Source organism: Prosthecobacter sp., assembly GCF_044222565.1.
Classification (GTDB): Bacteria; Verrucomicrobiota; Verrucomicrobiia; order Verrucomicrobiales; family Verrucomicrobiaceae; genus Prosthecobacter.
The window spans coordinates 180784-199712 of the sequence record NZ_JBGANA010000014.1; the positions used below are offsets into that span (position 1 = coordinate 180784).

Here is an 18929-nt window from a genome sequence, read left to right on the forward strand (position 1 = left end):
TGTTTGGATTGAATCAGGAACGCGACTGATCGTCGAGCAATTTGCGGATGGCGGCGATTTCTTCGGGCGGGAGCTTGCGGTCCCTGGCATCGAGAAGGGAGGCCATGAGCTTGCCGGGGGAACCATCGAAGAAGGTGCGCATGAGCTTGCGAAGGGCGGAGTCCCGCGCCTTCTCGCGGGAGATGGCGGGCTCGTAAACATAGCGGCGGGACTCGCGGGTGTGCTTGAGGAGTTTTTTGCCGACGAGGATGCTGAGGAGGGCGCGGACGGCGGAGTAGGAGGGCTGGTCTGGCATCTCCTCCTGGATCTCCTCGGCCGTGGCCTTGCCAAGGCGGAAGACAATGTCCATGGCCTGGCGCTCGCGTTTGGAAAGTTGATCGTCTTTGGCTGCCATGTGCTGAAAATGCTGCATTTGGATGGAATGGCAAGCGAGGAATGCGAACACTGTGAACGCAGGCGGTTTTTACAGGCTCTCGGATTAAATGCATATTTTTCAGCATTTAATCTTGCCAGAAATCCAAATGCTGATATTTCTGCATTTATGAACCCAGCCCAACTCCGCCGTTTGTTTGCTTGCTGCTCTGTGTCACTCACCGCCGCGATGATGGCGTCATGTTCTTCGATGATGTCTCCGGCGCCGCCACCTCCGCCGCCGGTCATGGCACCTGCCATGGATGCACCTGAGTCCGCAAGCGCAAGCCGTGCCTCGAGCGAGTTGGCATCCTCCCGAGTCCAGGAGCGTCCAGGATTGGGCACTTCAGCGGGTCAGGAGAAGTACTCCGTTTTGGAGGATGCTCGGTTGATCCGCAAATCCGACACGCCGGATGCCGTGGACTCGTTTCATTACAATGATGAGGCGGGAGCGAAAACCATGGTGGAAGTCCTGGGCGGCAGCCTGAGCAAGCACAACGGCCTGTTCTCAGCAGCGGGCGAACGTCTGAAAGTGGGCCTGGTGCGCTACGGCGATGTGTTCCAACACTATGACGTCAGCGGAAAGCGCATCGTGATCGGGCAGAACGGCAGCCACTACGACATCAGGCTCGAAAACCGCACGAAGAAGCGCATTCTGGTGGTCTTGAGCGTGGATGGCCTGAACGTTCTTACCGGCCAGGCAGCCAGTCCAAGCCAGGCAGGTTTTGTGCTGGGACCCAAGCAAAGCTATGACGTGGATGGCTTCCGAAAAAACAGCACGACCGCGAGAGCGTTTGTGTTTGGCAGCGTGGCGCGCTCCAAGGCTGCAAGCAAAGGAGCAGCAGGCAATGTAGGCGTGATCGGGATGGCCGTGTTTGAAGAAGACGAGGCGCGGGTGAAAGCGGAGCTGCTGAAGGAGCAGCAGGCGCGTGGGGGTGCGAATGCGTTTCCGGGGGCGCGGTGATGATGTGAAGCCGCAGGAGACCTTGTGGCTGCGGAGGAACTTATAGACGAAGCGGAGCATTGAGGGATCAGGATGATCCCTCTCCTCCAAGCGGAACGTGCGCCGATCTTTGTCGTGAATTTTTAGGGTGCCGCAGCCTCCCAAACGGCAACGCCCGTGTGATAGTGATCGCACTCGGGCGCGGATTTGGAGTAGTAGGCGGTGACGATTTTGCCATTCGCAAGCTGGATGCTGGAGGGGTAGCCGCAGTCGCTGACATCGCTGCGGGCGAGGCGGATGGGAGCGCTCCAGGTTTTGCCGTCGTCGCTGCTGAACTTGGCGCAGACACCGTGGCGATCCTTGATGCGGACGCCATAGCTGAGGAGCAGGCGTTTGTCGGCGAGGCGGGTGAGGTGGCCGTTGATCTCGTTGCGGTCGGTGACTTTGAGCGGTGAGTTCCAGGTGGCGCCGTCGTCATCGCTGCGGAAGAGGTCCATCTGCGCAGTGCGGGCGGCGGCGAGCCAGCTCTTGCCGCCGAGGGGGAAGATGTCGGTCTCGTTGTGCGTGGGGCCGATGATGGACTGGGGTTTCCAAGTGAGGCCGTCGTCATCGCTGCGGAAGCACCAGGAGCGCCAGCCTTTGGTCTTGGATGATTTCGTGGGATCGGTGAGCTGGCCCTGGTAGCAGGAGGTGCGCAGCGTGCCGTCCTGTGCGGTCCAGATGTCACCGAAGGGGATGTGCTCGGTCCATTCGTCGGATTCGGTGGCAGGAAAAACATCGCTCTTGCTCCAGGTGCGTCCGGCGTCCTTGGAGCGGAGGACCCAGGATCGAAGGACGGCATCGCGGAAGTCCGCCTGCTTGGGGCGGAGGGGTTGTTTCACATTGGTCCAGCCGGAGCAGAGGACGAGGAGGTCGCCATTCTTAGCGAGACCGGCGGCGTGATTCATGCGGATGGTGTCCGGCTCGTGCTGGGTGACGGTGCTGCGCTTTTCCCACTTCAGCCCGTCGGTGCTGGCATAGCAGTCCACGTCTCCCTGCAAGGTGCCGTGGCCGGGCTGATTGAAGAGGATGGCGACGATGGTGCCGTCTGGCAGGAGGGTGAGGTTTGGCCAGGCGCAGACGTTTTCAATGGCGACGACGCGCTGCAGCTTTGCGGGCTCCGCCTCCTGGGCGTGCAGAGGGACGAATGAGAATGCGAGCAGCGCTGCGGCGATGATTTTCATGCGCTACCAACGCTGCCAGCGCCGGGCACATTACGGACGTTCCGCGACCATCAGGCGGGTAAAGGGGCCGTCGCTGACATTGTAGTAGATGCGTTTGCCGTCGGCGCTGAAGATGGGGTGCGGGTGATTGCGACGCCAGGATCTGGCTCCGCCGTTTTGCGCAAAGCTGTGCAGGAGGACCCATTTGCCGCCCTTCATGTCGGCGACCTGTATGCCCCATTCGTCGCCTTTGCCGCCGACGTTCTTGCTCATGCCATCGGTGACCATGAGAGTGCCGTCCGGGCTGACAGAGGGATGAGTGCCGCTGAGCACGGGGACGTCTTTGAGGCGGTCGTATCTGGCGGAAATGTCATCGACATTGAAGATGATGTTTCCCGCCTCGAAGATGTGCTTGGAGTCGGGTGTCCAGGCGGGATGGCCCCACTTGTTGCGCTGCCAGACGCAGGCGGCTTTTTCGAAATCATAGACAACGGTTCCCTGGCGATGGCTGGCTCCGCTGGACATGTAATTGTCTCCGCCATTGCCGGCGGCGACTTTGAAAAAGACGCGCTTCAGATCCGGGCTGAGGACGGGGAAGAAGACGGAGCAGGGCTTGCCGGCAAACTCCTGCTTCAGCCAGTCGCCGTATTTGGACTCGACCTCGCTGATCTTGGCATAGGTGGTGGTCTTGCCGGTGGAGGCGTCCCAGACTTCGAGATCGCGATAGGGGCCGGGGTTCCAATGGCAGCCGTACATGGGGACGAGATCGCCTTCGGGCTGGCCGAAGCCGACCTGGTGATTTTCAGCGATGACAGTCTTGGCGAGGGTGGCGACATCGATGACGACGACGCGCCATTTTTTGTCGATGACTTCGTGATAGGCCACTCGCTTGCCACCGGAGATCCACTGCTGGCAGGCGACACGGTGGGCGTCCTCGGTGTGGATGTTGTCGGCAAGGACGGTTTCTTTTCCAGTGGCACGCTCGATCATGCGGATCTCGCCGAGCTGGCCCTGAGGATCCGTGGAAGTGAAGAAGAGAACGCGGGTGCCGTCCGGGCTTTCGGGATTGTTGAGGTAGTAGCTGTGGGTGGTGTGGCGGCCCTCGATGGGGGAGACGGCCTTGATGGTGACGTCTTTGGACCAGGCGGCGACGGGATCGTCAGCGAAGGCGTGAAGGGCCAGCAATGGAAGGAATGCAGCGAGGTATTTCATGGTTGTGTCTGGAAGTGATTACGGTCTGGCAAATCAGGCTGTCAACTCGCGCATGACGCGGCCGTGCACATCGGTGAGACGTTGATCGCGACCGCCGTGGCGGAAGACGAGTTTTTCGTGATCGACACCCATCTGATGGAGAAGGGTGGCGTGGATGTCGTGAATGTCCACGGGATCGCTGGCGACGGCGTTGCCGAAGTCGTCGGTTTCACCGAAAATCATGCCGCCTTTGAAGCCCCCGCCGGCCATGAAGATGCTGTAGCCATTCACATGGTGATCGCGGCCGCAGGCGCTGCTGATTTTGGGTGTGTGAGGGGTGCGGCCCATCTCGCCGGCCCAGAGGACGATGGTTTCATCCAGCAGGCCGCGCTGATCCAGATCGCTGATGAGAGCGGCGACGGACTGATCGGTGATGCGCGCATTTTTGGCGTGGTTTTGAAGGATCTGTCCGTGCTGATCCCAGGGAGAATTGTTGCCATCGAAACTCGGGCAGGTGATCTCCACGAAGCGGACGCCAGCCTCCACGAGGCGACGTGCGCGAAGCGCCTGGGTGGCATAGAAGCGCTGGTGCTCATCGGTGGAATCCACGCCGTAGAGTTTGCGGATGTATTCAGGTTCGGCGGCGATGTCTGCGACGGCGGGCACCGCGCTCTGCATGCGGAAGGCGGTTTCGTAATTGGCGATAGCGCCCTCGATGATGGAGGAGTCGGAAGCACCGGAGGCAAAGGCGGCATCCTGCTGCGCGAGCAGCGCGAGTTTGCGACGCTGGATGAGGGCGGCGTCATGCGGAGTGATGTTATCGACAGGCACGCCTTTGGCGCGAACCATGGTGGCCTGATGGCTGGCGGGAAGGAAAGAGCTGCCGAAATTTTCGAGGCCGCCGTTTGGCACCCAGTCGTTGTTGAGCACGACGTAGCCGGGGAGGTTTTGATTTTCGGTGCCGAGACCGTAGGAGACCCAGGAGCCAAAGCTGGGCGCCTGTCCGATGATACGGCCGGTGTGCAGCAGCAGATTTTGCTGACCGTGAAGCGGGAGCTCGCCGACCATGGAGCGCACGACGCAGAGCTTGTCCGCCACCTGCGCGATGTGGGGAAAAAGCTCGCTGACCCACAGGCCGCTCTGCCCGCGCTGGCGGAACTCCCAAGGGCTGCCGAACCAGACGCGGCCCGCGTTTGATTGAGAGCGTTTGGTCACGGCTGCGCTGCCGATGGGCTTGCCCTCAAACTTTTTGAGCATCGGCTTCGGATCAAACGTGTCCACGTGGCTGGGACCGCCATCCATGAAGCAGAAGATGATGTTCTTTGCGCGGGCGCGACGCTGCATGGGCATGCCCGCCATGGCACGCAGCGCGAGCATGCCGAAGCCCGCGGAGGCACCTGCCAGAATGTGGCGGCGCGAGCAGAGGCGATGATCGTGGTCTGGCGGCTGCATGTCAGCGGTAGTAGATGAACTCCTTGGTATTGAAAAACGCATGAGCGAGGCGCTCCCATGCATCTGGCGTGTCTCCGCCGAAATCCTGCAGAGCGGTGGTCCAGCGTGCCAACTCAGCGGCATCTGGCTCGCGATTCAAGGCCTGCCTGAACATCTGGCGCAGGCGATCTTCGCGGCCGATGGAGGACTGCTTTGAAAAAGCAGCTGCCCAGGACTTTGCCATTTCGTTCACCAAGGGATCATTCAGCATGATGAGGGCCTGCGAGGGTACATTGGTGACATCGCGCCTGCCGGTGGGGAGTTTGAGGTCCGGAAGATTGAAGCCGACGAGAAATTTTGGCGGGTCCATGATGGACATCTGCAGGTAGATGGAGCGGCGGCCACCGCCATCGAGCGGGCCGCTGAAGAGGCGCTTGGCGGCGTCTTCGGCAGAGCGAAACGGAAGGACGGGGCGGCCATAGAGGCGACGATCGAGACGACCGGAGATCGCGAAGAGCGAGTCGCGAATGGCCTCGGCCTCGAGGCGCCGCGTGGGGTAGTGGTGGAGCAGGCGGTTGTCGGGGTCGCGTTCGCGCGCGGCGGCGGTGACCAGGCCGGACTGACGGAAGGTCTGGCTTAACACGAGGCGGCGCACGAGCTTCTTGGTGGACCATCCCTCGCGGATGAACTCGCGCGCGAGCCAGTCGAGCAGCTCGGGATGCGAGGGCTTGTCGCCAAGACGGCCGAAGTCATCCGGGGTGGCAACGAGTCCGGTCCCGAAGAGCCACTGCCAGACGCGATTGACATAAACACGGGCGGTGAGGGGATGCTCGGGGGCAAGCAAGGACTCGGCGAGAGCGCGGCGATCTGAGACCTGAGCGCGGGCATCCAGCATTTTCAAAAATCCTGGATGCACGAGCGCACCGGAGACGTCCACATTGCCCCGAACGTTCAGCGGGTAGCTGGCGTGGACGGTTTCGCGCTCGTCCATGCTGTTCACGGTTCGCGGAAAGGCGATGGAGGCCTCGATGCTGCGGTATTCGGCAAGCAGGTGCGCAAGTTTGCTGCCGGGCTCGGCTTTGTTTGGCAGCAGGCCGCTGGAAAGCAGCCAGTCGAGAACGGGCTGATCGCCGGATTGTGTTTTGCCGGCGCACCAGCGTGAAACTGCGGCATTGAGCCAGGCGGCGATGCGCTCCCAGGGGTCTGCGGAGGGAGCTGCAGCGACGGTATTTTCATACAAACCGGTGAATGCAGTTTGCTCATCCTGCGGGGCACCCGGCGTGTCGTGCGAGACGATGCCGCAGATGCTCAGCCAGCTGCGTTTGTCGTAGCCGAAATCGTCGCTCTTGAGGCCCTTGGCGAGACCGGTGCGCGGAGGGAAATTCGGATTCAACGAAGAAGTGGCGAACTCCACGGTGACCTGCTGCACGCCATTTTTCAACGCGGCGTCTGCGAAGGTTTTCCAGGCGGGAGTGACGTTGGTGTAGAGGGTGATGGTTTCGTTCTGAAACGCATGATCATCGACCACAAGCTGACCGCCGAACTCTCCGCCCGCGAGGTCCAGGCTCACCAATTTTCCCGGGACGAGATGCTCAGGTGGCATGCGGAGCGAGCCGGGCAGCTTTGATGACAAGGCGTGCGTGTGCCAGCCGCGAGGCAGAAGGCGTGACACTACGGCATCTCCTTCCAAGGCAATGAGGGGTGTGGCATCCTGGACGAAGCCGTGCTGCAGACCCTCACCTTCAACCACCCAACCGGCGGGGAGCTTTGCTTTGGCGGGATCTGCTAGGGGTTTAAAAGCGGTGTTGGCTTTTTGTGCAGCGGCGCGGGATTTGCGCCATTCGGTGGCTTTGGTGGAAAGCTCCGCGGGTGCCGCGAGCGGCGCACCGGTGCCAATTAACGCGGAGGCATGCGCACCAGCCCATTGTTTGAGGAAGGATGGCTGCAAGGGCTGCCGCCACGCGAGTGCGAGCTCTGCGGTGATGGCGGTGCGCAAGTCTTTGAGCTTTGCGATGGCGGCGGCATTCGCTTCAGGTGCATCGATGACTCGAGAGGTCCAGCGCGGGGTGGTGAAGAGGGCGGCGAGGGCATAGTAGTCGTGCTGGGAGACGGCCTCGAGCTTGTGATCGTGACAGCGTGCGCAAGCGACGGTGGTGGCGAGGAATGCCTTGGAGAAGGCGTCGATTTTGTTGTTCACCATTTCCTGGTGAATGCCATTGAACATGAGGCTGCTGCCGTGGCGGTGCTCGCCCAGATGGTAGAACATGGGAGCGATGAGGCTTTCGTTGGTGTGCGAAGCTGGATGGATGCGTGGCTTTGGCAGGAGGTCTCCGGCGAGCTGCTCGCGCAGGAACTGGTCGAAACCCAAGTCGTCATTGAAGGCGCGGATGAGGTAGTCGCGGTATTCGTAGGCGCCTTTGGCGGGATTGTCCCATTCGTAACCGTAGGTGTCCGTGTAGCGCACCACGTCCATCCAGTGGCGCGCGAAGTGCTCGCCGAAAGCGGGGCTTTGCAACAGCATGTCCACGTAGGCCTCGTCCGATGAGGGCGTGGTAGTGGGTGGCGGGAGACCGGTAAGGACGAAAGCGAGCCGTCTGCGGAGCACGGCCGGATCGGCAGGCGGTGCTGGCTGGAGATTGGCGGTGGCAAGCGCGGAGCGCACGAAACGATCGACCGGCTCCTTTGACCATGCGGGGTCGTCCACTGATGGCGGCTCGACTTTGCGCATGGGCTTGAGGCTCCACCAGTCGAGGCGTTTGTGGAACTCGACTTCCCAGGTGTCATCTGCGGAGAGGTCGCTGGCAGTTTGAGTCACTGAGGCGCGCGGGTCAGGCGCTCCTTGCTGAATCCATTCGGCAAAAACCGCGATCTCCGATGCAGGGAGCATTTTCTTGGGCGGCATTTTGATGTCCTTCTCCGCATGGCTGAGGGCCTGCATGAGCAGGCTGGCCTCCGGTTTGCCGGGAACGATGGCAGGACCGCTCTCGCCGCCTTTTTCCCAGCCGGACTTGGAATCGAGCGCGAGGCCGCCTTTGATTTTCTGACCGTGCGAATGGCACTCAAAGCAGCGCAGCTTCAAAAGGGGCTCCACCCTGGAGATGAAGATGTCCTGCGCTCTCGTGACCGAGGCGGCGAGGAAGCATGCGATGACGGCGAGTGACTTCATCAGTCTTGGGAATCAGGCGAGGGGAAGAAAGCTTATGCAGCTGAACCAACGTGGCGAGAGACGCACCTCTGTGTGGCCATCCCTTCAAAAAATGGTAATATCCGACCATTCGTGATGAAGACACTGCAGAAGAAGTTTTTCGAAGAAGTGGGCGACGTGCGCCAGCTGCTGGGCCCGCTGGAACGCATTCCGGGAGCTATGTTCATGATCAAGGATCTCGACTCCCGGTATATTTACATGAGCCAGGCGCTGCGGAGGGCGGTCCACCTGCCGGAGAACCTGGATGTGGTGGGCAAGACGGACTTCGATTTGTTTCCGAAGATCATCGCGCAGAGCTTCCGCCAGAATGACCTGCAGGTGTTCAAGCAAGGCAGACCGCTGCTAAACGAGGTGCACGCGGTGGGATTTTTCGCCCATGCGATGAAATGGGCTTATTCGAGCAAGTATCCGCTGCGCGACCGCAGTGGCAAAGTGGCCGGCCTCATCACGATCAACGAAGAATACAATGATGTGATGGGACAGGACGATGAACTGAACCGCCTGCTGCCGGCGATCGAATACATCTCAAAGCATTTCGCCGAGACGATCACGGTCGTGCAGCTGGCGAGGAGGTGCAGCTTTTCGGAGAGCCACTTCACGCGCATCTTCAAGCAGCGGATGAACATGACGCCGTATGCCTTTGTGGAGCAGGTGCGGATGTTTCATGCGCTGGACACGCTGCAGCACAGCGCCAGGAGCATCGCGCAGATCGCGCTGGACTGCGGATTTTATGATCCGAGCTCGTTTGTGAAGCGGTTCAAAAAATTCACCGGCACCACGCCGCTGCGGTACCGGCGTGAGCAGCAGGCGCGGGTGCAGTCTGCACGAGCAATCGCCTTGCCAGAGGCGCATCCAAAGGACGGTGGAATGAGGGATTGATCGAAATGGCGTTGAACTGCGCGTGCTTCCTGCTCTTGGTGGGGGCCGATGGTTCACTCTCTGCGCCGACTCCTGCTGGGCACCTTATTGATCATGGCCGCTGCGGCTGTGCTGCTGCTGTCTGATCTGGGATCTCGCGTGAAGACGGCGGTGGCGCCGAAAGGCGGGCGGACGATGCGGGTGGCGCTGCTGCAGCATGCGTCTCAGGCGATTCTCGATCAAGGGCGCGAGGGGATGATTGCGGGACTGAAGGAGAAGGGCTGGGAGCTGGGGAAAAATCTGGAGCTGAAGCTGTACAATGCGGAAGGTGACAATGCGGTGTCTCAGACGATCGCGAAGGAGATGGCGGGCGGCGGGTATGACCTGCTGATGACGATCAGCACGGTGTCTCTGCAGGCGGTGGCGAATGCGAACAAGGCGGGAGGGACGCCGCATGTGTTTGCACTGGTGTCCGACCCATCGGTGGCAGGTGTGGGTGTGAGCAAGACGAACCCGCTGGAACATCCAGCGCATCTGGCCGGTTTTGGGACGATGCAGCCGATTCCGCAGGCGTTTAAGATCGCGCGCGAGATGAACCCGGCGCTGAAGAAGGTGGGCGTGGTGTGGAATGCGGCGGAGGCGAACTCGGAGGCGCAGGTGAAACTGGCGCGCAAGGTTTGTGGAGAAATGGGGATCGAGCTGATGGAATCGACGGTGGACAATTCATCGGGTGTGGCCGAGGCGGCGGGGGCGCTGGTGGCGCGGGGCGTTGAGGCGTTTTGGATGGGTGGTGATGTGACGGTGATGACAGCGGCGGACAGCATGATCGCCACGGCCAAGAAGGGTGGCATTCCGGTGTTCACGGTGATTCCGCCGAATGTGAAGAAGGGAGCGCTGTTTGATCTGGGCGCGGATTATCCGGAGGTGGGCCGGCTGGCGGGAGTGCTGGCGGGTGAGATTCTAAGCGGGCGCAAACCGGCGGAGGTGCCGATCGTCAATGTGATGCCGGAGATGCTGGCGGTGAACCTGCAGGCGACGAAGGGGCTGCACACGCCGTGGCAAGTTTCCGAAGAGGTGAAGAAGCGCGCGAATCTGCTCATTGATGACAATGGTGCGGAGCAGATTATTTCCACCACGGTACCGAATCCTTCGGGGAAGAAGTGGAAGATCGCCATTGTGAACTATATCGAATCGGGTCCCTCGGAGGATACGATGGCGGGGATGAAGGAGGCGTGGAAGCGGAGCAAGCTGGTGGAGGGGAAGGATTACACCATCAGCTACCGCAGCGCGCAGGGAGACATCGCCTCGCTGAACGGGATTTTTGATGCAGTGCTGACGGACAATGCGGACATCGTGGTACCGCTTTCCACACCGACGCTGCAGTCTGCGCTGCAAAAGGTGCGCGACCGGCCGATTGTGTTTTCGGTGATCGCGAATCCGGTGGTGGCGGGTGCGGGGAAGAGTTTCACGGAGCACAAACCGAATGTGACGGGCGTCTCCGTGCTGGCACCGGTGAGCGAGGCGCTGACGATGATTCAGAAGTACTTCCCGCAGTACAAACGACTGGGCACCTTGTTCTGTCCGGCGGAGGCGAACTCGGTGGATCTGAAGGAGTCGTTTGAAAAGCTGTGCAAGGAGCGCGGGCTGACGCTGGAATGCATCGCGGTGAACACGTCGAGCGATCTGGCGGATGCCTCGCTCTCGCTGGTATCGCGGCCGATTGATGCGGTGGTGCAGATTTCGGACAACCTGAGCAGCACGGGATTTAACGCGATCGCGAAGGCGGCGCGGCAGACGCAGAAGCCGCTGATCAGCCTGAACAGCACGACGGTGCCGCTCGGTGCGCCGATTGCGCTGGGGCGGGATTACCACAACTGCGGCGAGGTGACGACAGAGATGATCGAGCGGGTGATCCGTGGTGAAGACCCCTCCAAAATGCCTTTTGTGCTGCCGCCGCGTTTGTTTTACAGCGCGAGCCCGGCGAATGCGGCGGCGGTGGGCATGACGCTGCCACCGGAATTGCTGAAGGAAGTGGACAAAGTGATGAAGTAAGTGACCCATGGAAATCTCCCGCCAAACCTCCGGTGACCTGATCATCCTGCATCTTGCGGGGAGACTGGATGCGAACTGGTGCAGTCCTGTGGAGTCCGCGCTTTCGAGTGCGGTGCGCGAAGGCGAGCACCGGCTGCATCTGGACATGAGCGCGGTGAGCTACATCAGCTCCGCGGGCATTCGTGTACTGCTGGCGTGCTACAAGCAACTGAAGGCGATCAACGGACTGTTCGGGGTGATCCGCCCATCGGAAGCGGTACGATCGGTGCTGGAGCTTTCGGGATTGCAGATGCTGATCACGTCTGAGATCGCGGCGAGTGAAAGCGCGGAGGATGCGGGGAAGGAGTTTGCTTCGGCGAGCGCGGCGTATGAGCTTTTTGCGCTGGGTGGCGGCGGGATGAAGATTGAGAGCGTAGGTGATGCGGCCCTGCTTTCCAAGGGAAGTCATACGCAGCCGGCGACGCGGCGCTTTGACGGCAATACCGTGGCGCTGGGAATTGGGGCGCTGGGTGGCAATTTTGCGGAAAGTGCCGGACGCTGCGGTGAGATGCTGGCGGTGGCGGGTGTGGCGGCGTTTCAGCCGGCGGATGGGTCGAGCAGGCCGGACTTCATGCTGAGCGAGGGAGCGCTGGTGCCGGAGGGGCAGCTTGTGCTGGGACTTTCGGCGCAGGGGGCGTTCGCATCGCTGCTGCGGTTTGAAGCGAATGATGAGGACCGGCGCATTGGCATCACGGAGCTCATGCAGACGGCACTGGAATCCAGCGGAGCGAATGCGGCGGTGGTCGTGGCGGTGACGGAGACGGCGGGGCTGGTGGGGGCGACGCTGAGGCAGTCGCCGGTGGCCGATGCAGGCACGCAGGGGCAGCGCTTTGAATTTCCGCAGATTCGTGACTGGCTGTCGTTTACGAGCGAGCGGTCGTTTCGTGACACGACGTCTTTGATTGTGGGTGTGGTGGCGAAGCCGGGCACTGTTTTTGAGGCGCTGCTGAGGCCATTAGCTAAGGGCAACGAACTGCTGGGGCATCTGCATGCGGCGGTGTTTCCATATCGGCCGCTGCGCAAAGGACGCATTGATTTGCAGCCTGCGGTGGCGGGTTTGTTTGACGGGCAGTCGCTGCAAAGCGTGCTGCACCTGATCTGCGATCCACGCGGATTCAACGGCGCGGGCGAGAGCGAGCTTTACCGGGGCGCGGTGTGGATCGCGCCCATCATCACTTCCTGAAGCATGACACTTCTCATTGGCTCATTGATCATCGGACTCATCCTGTCGCTTCTGGCGCTGGGGGTGCTGGTGTCGTTTCGGATTTTCTCGATTCGCGATCTCACCACCGATGGTTCCATCACGCTCGGCGCATCGATTGCGGCGGTTCTTCTGGTTCAAGGCACGAATCCCATCTTCGCAACGATTGCGGGAGCGCTTGGCGGCGCGGTGGCGGGAATGACCACGGGATTCATCCACACGAAATTCAAAGTCAACGCGATGCTGGCAGGCATCCTGGTGATGACGGCGCTCTACTCGGTGAATCTGAATGTCATGGGACGCAGCAATGTACCCCTCATGCAAGCCACGACTGTTACGAGCTATGGCGAAAAACTTGGCGAATGGCTGGCAGGTGGAAAAACGATTCATATCCTGGGATGGCCAGTGGCCGCTGCAGATGCGGCGGTGCTGATCCTGGCGTTTGGTTTTACGGCCGCTGCAGGAGGCGTGATGTTCGCTTTTTTTCGCACGCAACTCGGCACGGCGATGCGCGCCACGGGCGACAATCCGCAGATGATCCGTGCTCTAGGCGCCAATGTGGAGCGCAATATCATTCTCGGTCTTGGGCTCTCGAACGGCCTCGTCGCGCTTTCCGGCGCCCTGCTCGCCCAGTATCAAGGCTTCGCCGATGCTCAGATGGGCATCGGCATGATTGTGTGGGGTCTTGCGAGCGTCATCATTGGTGAAGCACTCACCAACACACGAAGCCTTGGCCTCACGATCATCGGCACTGTCATGGGCTCGGTGTTGTTTCGGCTTTTGGTGGCGATCGCGCTGCGGTGGGGGCTGAATCCAAACAATCTCAAACTCATTACAGCGCTGTTTGTTCTCGCCGCTTTGATTTTGCCGGGGCTGCTGGAAAAGATGAAACGCCGGCCCACCTCCTCTGCCACCTGAACTGAACCGTCATGCTTGCGCTCTCCGGCATCCGCAAAACTTTCAATCCAGGCACGGTCAACGAAGTCCGTGCGCTGCAAGGTGTTGATCTGATGATCGAGCCGGGGTCATTTGTGATCGTGCTGGGCATGAACGGCTCTGGCAAATCCACGCTGCTGAATGCGGTGGCGGGATCGTTTTATGTGGATGAAGGGAAGATTGAGCTGGCGGGGCATGACGTGACGAAGTGGCCGGAGCACAAGCGGGCGAAGCTGATTGGCCGGGTGTTTCAAAATCCGTTCAGCGGCACAGCACCGACGATGTCGATTGCGGAGAATTTTGCACTCGCGAGCAAGCGTGGTCATACACGCGGGCTGGGGTGGGCGCTGGCACCGAATTTGATGAAGCCGCTGCGGGAACGGATTGCCACGCTGAAGATGGGGCTGGAGGGTCGGCTGGATAATGCGATCGGGTCGCTGTCCGGGGGGCAGCGGCAGGCGCTGACGCTGCTGATGGCGACATGGCTGAAGCCGGAGCTGCTGCTGCTGGATGAACACACGGCGGCGCTGGACCCGAAGAGCGCGGATCAAGTGATCCAGCTTAGTGATGAGGTGATCCAACGCGACAAGCTGACCACGCTGATGGTGACGCACTCAATGCAGCAGGCGGTGAGCCTGGGCGACCGCATCATCATGATGCATCGCGGGCGCGTGCTGCATGACATTCGTGGTGCCGAGAAGAAGCGCCTGCGGCCTGAGGATCTGCTGGACCGCTTTGATGAAGTGCGCCGTCGTGAACTGCTGGATGAAAGCGCGGCGGCGATGCTAAGCGAGCTCTATATTTGATCTGCTGTGCCCGTGAAATCTGAGACTCTCACTATTGCCGCTGATCTCGCCGAACTGGCGCGGGTCATGCAGATGATTGATTCTTTTTGCGCGGGCACACCGGGGAGTGCGGCGGATGTGTCGTCGCTGCATCTGGCGCTGGAGGAGATCGTGACGAATGTGATCACGCATGGCTATGGGTGTGATGCTTCGCGGTCATTCACGGTGAGGCTGGAGTCGACTGCGGCGGATCGCATCCGTGCGGTGGTGACGGATGATGCGCCGGCTTATGATCCGCTGGCACGGCCGGAGTTGGATACCCAACTGCCACTGGAAGCGCGGCCGGTGGGCGGACTGGGGGTGCATCTGGTGAAGAAGCTGATGGATGTGTGCCAGTATGAGCACAGCGATGGAAAGAACATTTTCTCTATTGAACGGAAGCTGAGCAGCGGGGCGGGAAGCGCGGCGACAGTTCACATCGCCACCTCAAGGCTGGAGTCTTCGGCCACGCTTTCGCTCTCAGGAAGACTCGACGGGCTTTCGAGTCCGGAGCTGGAGCAGCAAGTGGCTGGGCTGATCGCTTCCGGCGTGCGCACACTGGTGTTTGATCTGGCAAATCTTGAGTATGTGAGCAGCGCGGGGCTGCGGGTTTTCATCATCGCGGCAAAGAAGCTGAAAGCGGCTGGCGGGGCAGCGCATTTCAGGTCGCTCACACCGGCGGTGCATGAGGTCTTCCATGTCTCGGGCCTGCTTATGGCACTCGGCGTAGTGCCACGAGAGTGATGTCGTCTGCCTGGGGTGCTTCAGCCTGATGAGCCAGCACTGCGGCGACGATGCGCTCCACGGTTTGAGCGCTGTCGTTTGAGCCTCCAGTCAGGCATTCTTGAATACGGCCGCCGCCGAACAGGGCACCTTTCGCATCCATGGATTCCGAGACGCCGTCTGAGTATACGAGAAGAGTTTCCAGCGGAGCGAGCAGGTGGCGCTGAGTGGCGAACTGAGTTTCTTCAAACACGCCGAGCGGTGCGGCGCGCGGGCCGTCGAGCCAGGTAAGACTGCCAGTGGCGGAGATGACTGCGGCGAGCGGGTGGCCGGCATTGGCCCAGGTGAGCTCGCCGGTAGAGGGATCGAAAAAGACGGCACAGGCGGTGACGAACTGCATGGTCTCATTGCGTTCGCAGAGGAGGCGGTTTACCTGCGCGAGGAGTGCTCCGGGATCGTTGACTTCGGGAGCCAGCGTTCGTACGGCCATGGCGGCGAGGGCCATGAAGACGGCGGCTGAGACGCCTTTTCCGGAGACATCGCCCACGAGGGTGAAGAAGCGGCCATCGGGGAGGAAGAAGCCGTCGTAGAGATCGCCACCGGCCTCGCGTGCGGGTTTGATGAAGGCGGAGAAATCCACACGCTGGCGCTCGGTTGCGTTCAGCGGTGGTGGGAGAAGGCTGGACTGGATTTCGCCTGCGATGCGGAGCTCGCTTTCGATGGCTTCGCGGGCGGCAGTCTGCTGCTGAAGGGCGGCGATGTGCTCCTGGAGGTGTTTGAAGAGAAACTCCGTCGCCTGCGCGACGGCGCCGACTTCATCGCTGCGTTTCGCTTCTTGTGAGACACCGGAACGGTTCCAGCCGGTGTCGGAAAAATCGCTGGTGGCGAGGCCGCGGAGTGCGTGAGCGAGGCGAGCGAGCGGTTCCTTGAGCTCCATGTTGCTGAAGGAGACGCGCTCGGCGAGCAGCGAAGCGACATGGCGGTGAAGGGCGATGGCGAGGTGAGGATGGCGGGCTTCGACTTCGCGCAGTTTTTCCGTGGTGAGACGCCAGAGTTTGACGTCGCCCACCGCTTCCACAGTGGCGGTGCGAGGTTCGGAGCGGTAGAGAGCCATCTCGCCGAGGAACTGGCCCGGGCCGAGGCGGCGGAGCTCGGAGCGGCCTGCGCCTTCGACTTCAAGCACCACGGCGAGCGTGCCGGACTCGATGAGGAACATGGCGTCTGCGGCATCGCTCTCGCGAAAAAGGACCTCGCCGGGTGAGAGGAGCACGGCTTGCAGAGATTCCATCCAAGAGCACTGACTCGCTTCATCTGGCGCAAAAGGCGCGAGTGAGGATGAAGGGAGGTGGGAGGGTGGAATCACATGGGTTGTTTCCCATGAGTGAGGGGTGGCTGCAACTCATTCGCGCCAGAAGAGGGACTCTTTGGGCACGGTGTATTTGACGTCCAGCTCCGGAGTCTGAATGAGCTCGCCTTTGCGATAGAGGGACTCGACGGCGGCGATGAGAATGCCGGAGGTGAGGAGAGTGCGCTCCACGGGATAGGGGGCGCGGTTCTCCAGAATCATGTCCTCGATGTGATGAATGAGCGGATTGAAAAAGTCCGCCGTGGTGGAGCTGGAGCCCGGCATGGGCAGGAACATCTGGCAGGAGGTGATCTCTCCCGTTTCGCTGTTGAGGCCGGCGTAGTTGAAGTCGCGCACCGGCAGCATGAAGAGCGTGGTGTGGAATCCGTCGCGATGCTCGATGAAGTAGGCGAAGGCGTCTGGGAAGGCCTTGCGCGCCCAGTCAAAGCTGACGGGCTCCAGCGGATATCCCTCCACAGGCCACGTGTGGCTGCGGGAGAGCGCGGCGGCGAGAAGGCGCTGAGTGTTCTTACGCGTAGCCGCATGCTTCCACATTTTTTCTCCACGCAGGGCCAGCACGCTTTTGACTCCAGCCTCGCCACCACGGCGGCGCTCGGACATGCACTGCGCCGTTTCGAGGCCGTGGTAGTCGTATTTCTCGATGCCGCCATAGCCAACGGCCACGCTCTCAGACAGCGGAGCCCCCCACGGGATGTCCACCGCAGGCAGACGGCGTGTGACGGGCAATGAAGAGCCGGCGAGGAAGGGAAAGCCGAGCCGCGTCGCATCGGCCACCATCTCGGTGCATTTGCTCCACTCCGTGGAGAGGTGCTTGTCATTAAAGACAGGCACGCTACGGCCGCTCGCCTCGAAGACTTTGACGATTTCTTTGAAGAACTCGTAGCGCGGGTAAAGCGTCTGCCCCTTTTCGTTTTCAGGATACTGACCGTGCTCACCGATGAGAACGACGCCATCCACCGCGAGCTTGCCGGTGCCGAGTGTCAGCGCATCGGCGATGCTGGAATAGATGGGGATGTGGTAGCGCTCCGAGCGGCCGCGCGCGAGGTCGGTGTCAGGGAACTGCGCAATATAGAGCGAGACGAGATCCGTGCGCGGCGGCAGCCACTGCCCGGCCCACACGTAGCCCATGGCGAGGCGGTCCACGAAATGCATCGCGTGCGAGTTCTTGAACATCACCGTGGCGATGAGCGCGATCTTTTTGCGGCCGGCTGTGGGAGCAGCTTGCGCTGCCACTGCAGTGGCGGCACCGGCCATGAGGAAGGAACGACGGGTCCAGGATAGAGTGCTCATGAGGAGGATGAGGGTGAGTCGGATTTGCTTTCCCAAAACAACCAAAGCGGCAGCACCGCGATGAGCGGCAGGCAGGAGGCCAGCATCAGCCCCTGGTCAAACGAGTGCGTGCGATCCGCCAGCCTGCCAAAGAACTGCTGCGCCTGCGCCGGCAGCACCCAGGCCACGACTCCGGCGATCCCGGTGATCTTTCCCTGATGGCGTCCCGAGAGATCCTGCGTGAAGGCATGATACAAAGGAAACACCCCCAGTGCCCCGGCTCCCGCGAGCATGAAGACCGCCAGCAGGCCCCAGCCATGCGCCAGCCAGGGAGTCAGTGCGCAGGTGACGCACAGCAGCCCGCAGACGGCAAAGACCATGACCCGCGCGGCATGCACAGACATCCGGCCCCGCCCCAGCCAGACAGCGAGCGCCCCGGCACCGATGCAGCCGACATCCGTGGCAAGATACCACGCCGAGGTGAACCACAGCGTCTCCGCCTCCGAATAGCCACGACCTTCCTGAAGAATCTTCGGCAGCCAGGCACGCAGGATCTGCCAGGTGGTGTTGATGCAGGCAATGACCACGAAGACGATGAGCATGCGGCGGATGAAGACAGGGCTCCAAAGACCCGCGCCTTCTGCTTGTGCTGACTTCTCATCACGCCCAGGCGCAGGCAGATCTGCTCTGCGCACAAGCGCAAACCAAAGCACCAGCCAGCCAAAGCCGGTGATGCCCACAACCTGAAAGGCCGTGCGCCAGCTGCTAAGCTCGGACGTCATGAGCGCGCTCATGATCAGCGGCGTTATAATAGCTCCCACCGAGGTGCCGCTCTGCAGCACGCTGTTGCCAAACGAGCGCTCCCGCGCGTCCAGCAGCGCACGCGTGGTGCGGATGCCGCAGGGCCAGTGACCGGCCTCAAAGAAACCCAGCGCCATGCGGCACCAGAGCAGCTCCTGCTCATTGTGCACAAAGCCCGTGGCCAGCCCGGCCAGCGACCACATCGTCAGCACGATGGCATAAAGCCAGCGCACAGAAAAACGATCCGCCGCCCAGCCAAAGACAATGGAACCCGCCGCAAAGGCGTAGGCAAACACGGCCTCGATGTGCCCATACTGCTCCTGCGAAAGGCGAAACTCCTTCGTGATGCGCACCGCCGCATTCGCCAGCGTCTGACGGTCCATGTAGTTGATCGCCGAGGCGAGCAGCAGCAGGCCGCAGATGGTCCATTTCCACGCCGCCGAACGATGCAATGGATTCGTTGTTTCGGCGCTCATG

At 61.3% G+C, this 18929-nt stretch carries 15 protein-coding genes; 7 read left to right on the forward strand and 8 right to left on the reverse strand.

Annotated elements, in window-relative coordinates; genetic code table 11:
- Positions 1-13: 13 nt before the first annotated feature.
- Positions 14-394, reverse strand: coding sequence for a BlaI/MecI/CopY family transcriptional regulator (locus ACILSR_RS20745; RefSeq protein WP_395751704.1), 381 nt, complete (start codon positions 392-394; stop codon positions 14-16).
- On the opposite strand from ACILSR_RS20745, the gene ACILSR_RS20750 reads away from it, so the two are divergent.
- Positions 374-1375 carry a hypothetical protein gene (locus tag ACILSR_RS20750; protein WP_395751705.1) on the forward strand — a complete coding sequence of 334 codons (1002 nt, stop codon included), beginning with the start codon at positions 374-376 and terminating at the stop codon, positions 1373-1375. The two genes, ACILSR_RS20745 and ACILSR_RS20750, sit on opposite strands and share 21 nt — an antisense overlap.
- Positions 1376-1497: 122 nt before the next feature.
- Here ACILSR_RS20750 and ACILSR_RS20755 read toward each other — a convergent pair whose 3' ends face one another.
- From ACILSR_RS20755 to ACILSR_RS20770, 4 genes are read right to left on the reverse strand one after another with little or no spacing between them, the layout of a single operon-like run.
- On the reverse strand, positions 1498-2577 hold the full coding sequence (locus ACILSR_RS20755) for a sialidase family protein (protein WP_395751706.1): 1080 nt from the start codon (positions 2575-2577) through the stop codon (positions 1498-1500).
- A gap of 30 nt (positions 2578-2607) precedes the next feature.
- A complete protein-coding gene (locus ACILSR_RS20760; RefSeq protein WP_395751707.1) occupies positions 2608-3768 on the reverse strand; it encodes a hypothetical protein in 1161 nt (386 codons plus the stop codon).
- 33 nt (positions 3769-3801) lie between these two features.
- Entirely contained in the window at positions 3802-5199 is a 1398-nt protein-coding gene (locus ACILSR_RS20765) for a DUF1501 domain-containing protein (RefSeq protein WP_395751708.1), read from the reverse strand.
- A gap of 1 nt (position 5200) precedes the next feature.
- Positions 5201-8344 carry a PSD1 and planctomycete cytochrome C domain-containing protein gene (locus ACILSR_RS20770; protein ID WP_395751709.1) on the reverse strand — a complete coding sequence of 1048 codons (3144 nt, stop codon included), beginning with the start codon at positions 8342-8344 and terminating at the stop codon, positions 5201-5203.
- Positions 8345-8458: 114 nt separating this feature from the next.
- Between ACILSR_RS20770 and ACILSR_RS20775 the strand changes: the two genes are divergently transcribed.
- The 6 genes from ACILSR_RS20775 to ACILSR_RS20800 all read left to right on the forward strand — a co-directional run bounded on the left by ACILSR_RS20775 (position 8459) and on the right by ACILSR_RS20800 (position 15037).
- Entirely contained in the window at positions 8459-9262 is an 804-nt protein-coding gene (locus tag ACILSR_RS20775; RefSeq protein WP_395751727.1) for a helix-turn-helix domain-containing protein, read from the forward strand.
- 93 nt (positions 9263-9355) lie between these two features.
- Positions 9356-11293, forward strand: a complete 1938-nt coding sequence (locus ACILSR_RS20780; RefSeq protein ID WP_395751710.1) for an ABC transporter substrate-binding protein — start codon at positions 9356-9358, stop codon at positions 11291-11293.
- Positions 11294-11300: 7 nt separating this feature from the next.
- Entirely contained in the window at positions 11301-12515 is a 1215-nt protein-coding gene (locus tag ACILSR_RS20785) for an STAS domain-containing protein (protein ID WP_395751711.1), read from the forward strand.
- Between the two features lie 3 nt (positions 12516-12518).
- On the forward strand, positions 12519-13451 hold the full coding sequence (locus tag ACILSR_RS20790; RefSeq protein WP_395751712.1) for an ABC transporter permease: 933 nt from the start codon (positions 12519-12521) through the stop codon (positions 13449-13451).
- Between the two features lie 11 nt (positions 13452-13462).
- Positions 13463-14275, forward strand: coding sequence for an ABC transporter ATP-binding protein (locus ACILSR_RS20795; protein ID WP_395751713.1), 813 nt, complete (start codon positions 13463-13465; stop codon positions 14273-14275).
- Between the two features lie 12 nt (positions 14276-14287).
- The gene (locus ACILSR_RS20800; RefSeq protein ID WP_395751714.1) at positions 14288-15037 is read left to right on the forward strand and encodes an anti-sigma factor antagonist; all 750 of its coding nucleotides are present in this window, start codon (positions 14288-14290) and stop codon (positions 15035-15037) included.
- Here the strand turns inward: ACILSR_RS20800 and ACILSR_RS20805 are convergent.
- The 3 genes from ACILSR_RS20805 to ACILSR_RS20815 all read right to left on the reverse strand — a co-directional run bounded on the left by ACILSR_RS20805 (position 15006) and on the right by ACILSR_RS20815 (position 18928).
- Positions 15006-16286, reverse strand: coding sequence for a PP2C family protein-serine/threonine phosphatase (locus tag ACILSR_RS20805; protein ID WP_395751715.1), 1281 nt, complete (start codon positions 16284-16286; stop codon positions 15006-15008). The two genes, ACILSR_RS20800 and ACILSR_RS20805, sit on opposite strands and share 32 nt — an antisense overlap.
- A gap of 129 nt (positions 16287-16415) precedes the next feature.
- Positions 16416-17672, reverse strand: coding sequence for a hypothetical protein (locus tag ACILSR_RS20810; protein ID WP_395751716.1), 1257 nt, complete (start codon positions 17670-17672; stop codon positions 16416-16418).
- On the reverse strand, positions 17669-18928 hold the full coding sequence (locus ACILSR_RS20815; RefSeq protein ID WP_395751717.1) for an MFS transporter: 1260 nt from the start codon (positions 18926-18928) through the stop codon (positions 17669-17671). The genes ACILSR_RS20810 and ACILSR_RS20815 overlap by 4 nt, the downstream gene beginning before the upstream one ends.
- Position 18929 lies beyond the last annotated feature (1 nt).

What these genes read in the sequence shown, in the direction of transcription:
- ACILSR_RS20745 (WP_395751704.1), bottom strand. Translation starts at nt 394, where the DNA reads ATGGCAGCCAAAGACGATCAACTTTCCAAACGCGAGCGCCAGGCCATG.
- ACILSR_RS20755 (WP_395751706.1), bottom strand. Translation starts at nt 2,577, where the DNA reads ATGAAAATCATCGCCGCAGCGCTGCTCGCATTCTCATTCGTCCCTCTG.
- ACILSR_RS20760 (WP_395751707.1), bottom strand. Translation starts at nt 3,768, where the DNA reads ATGAAATACCTCGCTGCATTCCTTCCATTGCTGGCCCTTCACGCCTTC.
- ACILSR_RS20765 (WP_395751708.1), bottom strand. Translation starts at nt 5,199, where the DNA reads ATGCAGCCGCCAGACCACGATCATCGCCTCTGCTCGCGCCGCCACATT.
- ACILSR_RS20770 (WP_395751709.1), bottom strand. Translation starts at nt 8,344, where the DNA reads ATGAAGTCACTCGCCGTCATCGCATGCTTCCTCGCCGCCTCGGTCACG.
- ACILSR_RS20775 (WP_395751727.1), top strand. Translation starts at nt 8,459, where the DNA reads ATGAAGACACTGCAGAAGAAGTTTTTCGAAGAAGTGGGCGACGTGCGC.
- ACILSR_RS20780 (WP_395751710.1), top strand. Translation starts at nt 9,356, where the DNA reads ATGGCCGCTGCGGCTGTGCTGCTGCTGTCTGATCTGGGATCTCGCGTG.
- ACILSR_RS20785 (WP_395751711.1), top strand. Translation starts at nt 11,301, where the DNA reads ATGGAAATCTCCCGCCAAACCTCCGGTGACCTGATCATCCTGCATCTT.
- ACILSR_RS20790 (WP_395751712.1), top strand. Translation starts at nt 12,519, where the DNA reads ATGACACTTCTCATTGGCTCATTGATCATCGGACTCATCCTGTCGCTT.
- ACILSR_RS20795 (WP_395751713.1), top strand. Translation starts at nt 13,463, where the DNA reads ATGCTTGCGCTCTCCGGCATCCGCAAAACTTTCAATCCAGGCACGGTC.
- ACILSR_RS20810 (WP_395751716.1), bottom strand. Translation starts at nt 17,672, where the DNA reads ATGAGCACTCTATCCTGGACCCGTCGTTCCTTCCTCATGGCCGGTGCC.
- ACILSR_RS20815 (WP_395751717.1), bottom strand. Translation starts at nt 18,928, where the DNA reads ATGAGCGCCGAAACAACGAATCCATTGCATCGTTCGGCGGCGTGGAAA.